The organism is Pedobacter sp. (assembly GCF_041662865.1).
Classification (GTDB): Bacteria; Bacteroidota; Bacteroidia; order Sphingobacteriales; family Sphingobacteriaceae; genus Pedobacter.
In genome coordinates, this window is sequence record NZ_JBAZRL010000031.1 from 1 (window position 1) to 6,075 (window position 6,075).

General features: G+C 34.8%; 2 protein-coding genes and 1 pseudogene. All 3 read left to right on the top strand.

Annotated elements, in window-relative coordinates:
• A pseudogene (locus WC622_RS11065) lies at positions 1 to 699 on the top strand (DNA polymerase IV); the annotation flags it as partial.
• A gap of 60 nt (positions 700 to 759) precedes the next feature.
• On the top strand, positions 760 to 3,765 hold the full coding sequence (locus WC622_RS11070) for a PHP domain-containing protein (protein WP_372819752.1): 3,006 nt from the start codon (positions 760 to 762) through the stop codon (positions 3,763 to 3,765).
• A gap of 217 nt (positions 3,766 to 3,982) precedes the next feature.
• Positions 3,983 to 6,075, top strand: a 2,093-nt coding sequence (gyrA, locus tag WC622_RS11075) for a DNA gyrase subunit A (protein ID WP_372819788.1), incomplete at its 3' end; no start/stop codon positions are given.

Genomic DNA, 6,075 nt, shown 5'->3' on the forward strand with positions numbered 1-6,075 from the left:
CCAGAAGTACAATCGTTTTTAAATCCACTGTCTATTAAAAAAATACCTGGCTTGGGCGATTCTACCTTCATAAAACTTAGCGAGATGGGGGTAAGAAAAATTCACACCTTAACTCAAATTCCACAAGATTTAATGTTTAAAATACTAGGTCAAAATGGATTGAGTTTATGGCAAAAAGCCAATGGAATAGATAATTCACCAGTAGTACCTTATCGTGAGCAAAAATCTATAGGTAAACAAACCACTTTTGATAGCGATAGCATGGATATAGCAGGTATGAAAATTATCCTTACAGATATGATTACTAAGCTGGCTTTTGAACTGAGGCAGAAACAAAAATTAACGGCTTGTATTACGGTAACTATTCGCTATGCGAATTTTGAAACCGTTACCCAGCAGGCTAAAATTCCTTATACATCATTAGATACTACTTTAATAGCCAAAGCAAAAGAACTTTTTGACAAGGTTTACACTAAAAGGATGTTATTACGATTGGTTGGTGTAAAACTGTCTCACTTGGTAAGTGGAAATGAGCAGATTGGCTTATATGGGCCATCTGAAAAAATATATAATCTCTACCAAAGTATGGATAAAATGCGTTCTCGTTATGGCGTAGATGCGATTAAACTGGCAACCGTTATGCCCAATAAAGGTGAAACTAATAAATTATACAAACAGCACATTAAAACAGCCACATAGTTAACATAGCCATAATGTAAAACTATATGTGCTATGTTTCTATGTGGTAAATTGAAACTTATGTTTTTAAACGTCCATTCGCAATATAGCCTTCGTTATGGTACAATGAAGATAGAAACCCTGATAAAGGAGGCGAGGGCAAAAAAAATCCACCAGCTAGTGCTTACGGATATTAATAACTCTACGGGTTGTATGGAGTTTATTCGACTGTGTAGAAAACATGGTGAGGATCATGAAGATAAACACGGTACATTTTGGCCAGCCTATGCTATTAGACCCATCATCGGAATAGAATTTAGGCGAGATCATAAATTACTGTACATCGGCATTGCCAAAAATAAAGAAGGAATGAAAGAGCTAAATGACTTTTTAACTCATCATAACCTTAACGAACTCCCTTTGCCAGATAAACCTTTTCAGTTTATGAATGCATATGTAATTTACCCTTATCAAAACAACATTATATTAGCTGAGCATGAATATTTGGGCATTCGAGCTAATGAGTTAAATAAAATTGCAGGTAAATCATTGGATTCTGTCAAAGATAAACTAGTAGTTTTTCATCCTGTAACAGTTAAAGATAAAATAGAATATAGATTACACAACTACTTAGTAGCTATTGGGTTAAATACAGTTTTAGGAAAATTAACAGAAGAGGATGTTTGTGAGAAAGACGAGGTTTTTATTCCTGAAGATGAGCTGAAAAAGAAGTTCATTTCTTATGACTTTATAGTGTCTAATACGCAAAAACTGCTAGATAGTTGCTGTATGGATGGGTACACTTTTGGTAAAAAAAACAAAAAAATATTTACAGAGAGTGCTGAAAATGACTTGAAGTTATTAACTGAACTTGCCATGAAAGGTTTAGTTTATCGATATGGATTAAATCATGATGTTGCTTTAAAACGTATTCAGAACGAGCTTAAAGTTATTTCTGAGTTAGATTTTTGCGCTTATTTTCTAATCACTTGGGATATTGTGAGGTATGCTATGGAAGAAAGGGGATTTTATCATGTAGGTAGAGGCTCTGGCGCCAACAGTATTGTGGCCTATTGTTTAAAAATAACCGATGTTGATCCCATTGAATTAGACCTTTATTTCGAGCGATTTTTAAATCATAAACGCAGTTCCCCACCAGATTTTGATATTGATTTTAGTTGGGATGAACGACCAGAAATACAAAAGTATATCTTCAGAAAATACCCTAATACCGCTTTATTAGGCACAATGAGTAGCTTTAAAGATCGAGCAATTATTAGGGAAATCGGAAAAGTAATGGGTTTGCCCAAAAATGAAATTGACGATTTTACAGACCCTACAAAAGAAAGATTTAATGCAAATAATTCCACTTTTAATAAAATATTGGCCATTCATAACTACATGAATAATATGCCAAATCAACGTTCCATTCATGCAGGTGGAATTTTGATTGGCGAAGAGCCCTTAACCTATTATACAGCATTAGATTTGCCGCCTAAAGGCTTGCCGACCGTACAATGGGATATGTATGAAGCAGAAGCAATAGGACTGGACAAATATGATATTTTAAGCCAACGAGGAATTGGACACATTAGAGAAGCCGTTCAACTTGTTCAGAAAAACAAGCAAATAGCAATAGATATTCATGATTTTAAATCGTTTAAAGATGATCCAAAACTAAATTCACAATTGCGAGCGGGTACGCCAATTGGTTGTTTTTATATCGAATCTCCAGCCATGCGGCAATTGCTTAAAAAACTGCAATGTGAAGATTATCTCACTTTAGTAGCTGCAAGTTCAATTATTAGGCCTGGAGTAGCTAGTTCTGGAATGATGAAAATGTATATCCAAAGTTATCACAACCCTAAAGGAGTGAAGTATTTATCTGAGGTGATGAAAGAGCAATTGGGCGAAACTTTTGGTATTATGGTGTATCAAGAAGACGTAATTAAAGTTTGCTGTCATTATGCTGGTTTGGATTTTGCAGATGCCGATATTTTGCGTCGAGGGATGAGCGGCAAATACCGACAAAAAATTGAATTTGAAAAGCTGGAACAACGGTTTTTCTGTTGTGCAAAAGATTTAGGTCGGGATGAAGAAACTACGAAAGAAGTATGGCGACAAATTTCAAGTTTTGCTGGATTCAGTTTCTCTAAAGCGCATTCGGCGAGTTTTGCAGTAGAAAGTTATCAAAGTTTATTCCTTAAAACCTATTATCCAAAGGAGTTTATGGTAGCAGTTTTAAATAATTATGGTGGTTTTTACCAGCGTTGGGTGTACGTAAATGCTTTACAACAAACAGGAGCAGAGGTTCATTTGCCCTGTGTAAATCATAGTGACGATGTGGTTAACATCAATGGAAATAAAGCTTATTTAGGTTTTATTGGTGTACAAGGATTGGAAAATAGGTTGATTGAACTTATTCCGCAGGAGCGGAAACAAAATGGAAACTACATAGATTTAGAAGATTTGATAAAACGTACTAACTTGAGTTTAGAACAATCGCTCATTTTGATAAGAATTGGAGCTTTACGTTTTATGGGTAAAAGTAAAAAAGAGCTTTTATGGGAAGTTTATAACTATTTGGGCAATAAAACCAAACCTAAACCCGGAAAAGAACTTTTTCATTTACCAAGCAAAGAATATGCATTACCAAATTTAGATACACATTTAGTTGAAGATGCTTATCAGGAATTGGAATTGCTAGGTTTTCCGATTAGTTTAAGCATGTTCGATTTATTAAAAACCGAGTATAGAGGAGATGTTTTAGCGAAAGATTTAGAAAAACATGAAGGTAAAATTGTAAAAATGTTGGGCAATTTTGTTTGTGATAAAACAGTTTATACCATTAAAAACACGAAAATGTGGTTCGGAACTTTTATCGATAATGAAGGTAATTTTTTTGACACTACACATTTCCCAAATAATAACCCAATTTATCCTTTTAGAGGGAAAGGATGTTACCTAATTTTAGGCAAAGTAGTATTAGATTTTGGTGTGCCTAGCATTGAAGTTCATAAATTTGCAAAACTGCCAATTGTAGATAATCCGGTGCTGATTACAAATAGTAGGCCTTTAAAAATTTAAATGCCAGAGATTAACAGATTTAAAAAAAACCGCTAAAATCTGCTAATTTGTGGCTAAAAATTCGACTGTTTTTTATGTGAAAATCCACCTCAAAAAATCATTATCTAAATAGTCAAAACTTTTCCACATAAGGGTGCATATTGGCGCATAATTTATTAAATTCGCAAGGTTATAGTAAAACCTAATTTAAACTTCGTTTTTAACGAACAAATTATTTATGGCAGAAGATTTAGAAAATCAAGAGAACGACAAAATCATTTCAATAAACATAGACGAGCAGATGAAATCTGCTTACATCGATTATTCGATGTCTGTTATCGTAAGTAGGGCCCTGCCTGATGTACGTGATGGGTTAAAACCAGTACACCGCCGTGTTTTATACGGTATGTTAGACTTAGGTTTAGGTGCAGGAAAACCTTATAAAAAATCTGCTCGTATTGTGGGAGAGGTGCTCGGTAAGTACCACCCGCATGGTGATTCATCGGTATACATGACAATGGTACGTATGGCTCAACCTTGGAGCTTACGTTATTTAATGGTAGACGGGCAAGGTAACTACGGTTCAATTGATGGAGATTCACCAGCAGCAATGCGTTATACTGAGGCACGTTTCCAAAAAATGGCCGAAGATATGTTAGCTGATATTAATAAAGACACAGTTGATTTCCAATTAAACTTTGATGATTCGTTGCAAGAGCCAACCGTTCTTCCTGCTAAAGTACCAAACCTATTAATTAATGGTTCATCTGGTATTGCTGTTGGTATGGCTACAAACATGGCTCCGCATAACATTACAGAGGTTATTAATGCAACTGTTGCTTATATCGATAATAACGAAATTACCATTCCTGAATTAATGAAATATGTAAAAGGTCCTGATTTCCCGACAGGAGCTATTATTTATGGTTATGCAGGAGTGCAAGATGCTTTTGAGACTGGTAGAGGACGCGTAGTAATGCGTGCTAAAGCAGAAATTGAAACCGTTAAAGACCGCGAAACGATTATCGTTACTGAAATACCTTACCAAGTAAACAAATCGCAAATGATTGAGCGAACTGCTGAATTGGTAGGCGAGAAGAAATTGGAAGGTATATCTAATATTAAAGATGAATCTAATAAAGATGGTATTCGTATTGTTTATGAAATTAAGCGTGATGCAAATGCTAGCATTGTTCTAAATAATTTATTTAAACAAACTGCATTGCAAACTTCATTTAGTGTAAATAACATTGCTTTGGTTAATGGCCGTCCGCAAATGTTAAACCTAAAAGATTTAATTCGTCATTTCGTAAATCACAGACATGATGTTATTGTTCGTAGAACGAAATTCGAATTATCAGAAGCCGAAAAAAGAGCCCACATTTTAGAAGGTTTATTAATTGCTTTAGATCACATTGAAGAAGTAATTAAATTAATTCGTGCATCAAATACTCCAGAAGAAGCAAGAGTTGGCTTAATGGAAAAATTTGGTTTGAGCGATATTCAAGCGAGAGCTATACTTGACATGACCTTACGTAGGTTAACTGGTTTAGAGCGTGATAAAATTAAAGATGAATATGCAGAGTTGATGAAAACCATCGAGTATTTGAAATCTATTTTAGCTGATGAATCTTTACGTATGCAAATTATAAAAGATGAGTTGGCCGAAATGTTAGATAAATATGGCGATGAGCGTAGAACAACAATTGTTCATTCGGCAGAAGATATGAGCATGGAAGATTTTATCGAAGATGAAGAAGTTGTAATTACCATCTCACACGAAGGTTATATTAAACGTACTCCAGCAACAGAATACCGTACACAAGGTAGAGGTGGTAAAGGTTCAAAAGGAAGCGATTCTAGAAATGAAGATTTTATCGAACATTTGTTGATTGCTACTAACCACAATTATATGTTATTCTTTACTGAGGCGGGACGTTGTTTCTGGCTAAGAGTATACGAAATTCCGGAAGGAAGTAGATTGAGTAAAGGAAGAGCTTTGCAAAACATCATCAACATACCAAAAGAAGAAAAAGTTAAAGCATATATTAAGGTTAAAAATCTAAAAGATCAAGATTATTTAGAAAATAACTTTATCATCATGTGTACCAAAAAAGGTACCATTAAGAAAACTTCATTAGAAGCCTATTCTCGTCCGCGTGTTAATGGTATAAATGCAATTAACATTAACGAAGGCGATCAATTGTTAGAAGCAAGTTTAACAACTGGCAGCAGTGAAATTGTAATGGCTTTACGTTCTGGAAGGGCAATTCGTTTTAACGAAAGTACAGTTAGACCAATGGGAAGAACTGCAACAGGAGTAAGGGCGGT

Coding starts and splice junctions, on each gene's coding strand:
- WC622_RS11070 (WP_372819752.1), top strand. CDS start 760: ATGTTTTTAAACGTCCATTCGCAATATAGCCTTCGTTATGGTACAATG.